The 1593-nt window shown below is 30.8% G+C and carries 1 protein-coding gene and 1 pseudogene; both read right to left on the bottom strand.

Annotated features, from left to right (window positions below; genetic code table 11):
* On the bottom strand, positions 1–1166 hold a 1166-nt coding region (locus L988_RS11915), incomplete at its 3' end, for a type IV secretion system protein (protein WP_047384551.1).
* Positions 1167–1169: 3 nt separating this feature from the next.
* Positions 1170–1593, bottom strand: a pseudogene (locus tag L988_RS13885) (hypothetical protein); the annotation flags it as partial.

Here is a 1593-nt window from a genome sequence, read left to right as displayed (position 1 = left end):
TTACCAGTTTCTTGACTACTGTTTCCTGGTGTCGCTCCTGTTCCTTTGCTATTACCAGTTCCTTTAGAAGATAAATTACCATATCCCATTTTTTGAGATAGATTATCTACTCCTAATTTTCCTGCACTATACATTCCACCTGCCATTCCACCTGCAACACCACCTGCAACTTTTCCTAAACTAGACCCAATAGCCTCTCCTGTTGGTCCGAAAACACTTCCTGCAAGACCACCTGCCATTCCTCCTAAATCTGCTCCTCCTTTTATTCCATCAAGAGTACCTGAAGCAATTTGTCCTCCACCTCTTGCTACTGTCCCTGCTGTTGAAACTCCTTTTCCTAAAGTATTAGTTGCCATTGTTAATCCTGCTATTGCTGTTGTTAATCCTGCTGCTCCAGCCCTTAGTGCGTCATTAGCTGAAAGTGTTGGACTTCCTGTTAATAAAGATGTAGCTAGATTAGGAATTGACATTATTAAATATGCTAAGATTAAAACAACACACATTAATGTTATACTTGAATGAACTTTTGAATTAATTAAAACTAATTTATTTAAAATATCTTCAGATAATAAAAGCAATATATTTAAAATACATAACTTTATAGAACATCCAACTATTGTTTTTAATACATTTGTATAGTAGTTCTCTCCTACTTTAATTGTTCCAAATGGAATAAAAATAATACTTATTCCACATAACAAATAAAATTCTATCCATGTTATAATTACTTGAAATGCTATAAACGCAAATCCTAAAATTGTCAAAAACATTATTATTAAAAAGATCCACGATTTAGGATTTACACCAACTAATTCCCACATTTGAGAAGTTAAATTCCAAGACATATCTATAATTTTACTTGGGTAATACATTAATTCACTTGAACTCAAATTTTTGCCAAGAGCTAAATTCCCAATTTTTATAAATCCATCTTTTATTGCTCCTAAAATATACGTATATTTTTTTATTAAAAATAAAAGTAATCCCACTTTCATTACTTTTCCAAGCAACCACTTTAACCAATCTGTTTCTTCTAATCTGAAAACCATATTTGCAATATCTATAACTGTTAAAGTACATAGTAATGCTAATGAAGCATTAGTTAAATTCAAAGGTATATTTCTTAAATGTGATAAAAAGATTTCCAAAACATCATTTAATAACATTAATTACCACCCACTATTTTCTTTTAACTTCAATGAATTTACAGGTCTTTGATTTCCTTTTAATTCAGGACTTATACCTCTCATCGATTGGATATTTGAGTTTTCAATTGCTTCTTCTTGAATTTGTTTCAACATTACAGCATTTTGAGCTTTTAATCCTTCAGCCATTAATGTTCTTTGCTCTCCTAATATTTCAATTTGCATTCCTGCAAATTGAGAGGTAGCTTGTAATACTGCTTTTTGCCCTTCTGCCGAGTTAGCTGCACTCATTATTGTTCTAATTCTTTGAGAATCATTTGAAATTTTACTTACATCTCCAATTTCTAAAACTCTATATGCGTCAGTTATTGAATTTTTAGCTTCTCCTAATAATCTATTACTATACTCTAGTTGCTGATCAAAAGTATAATTATCAAAATCTTTAAAA

It is taken from the genome of Cetobacterium sp. ZWU0022 (assembly GCF_000800875.1).
In the GTDB taxonomy this organism is placed as follows: Bacteria; Fusobacteriota; Fusobacteriia; order Fusobacteriales; family Fusobacteriaceae; genus Cetobacterium_A.
This window is presented reverse-complemented; position numbering and strand designations above follow the sequence as displayed.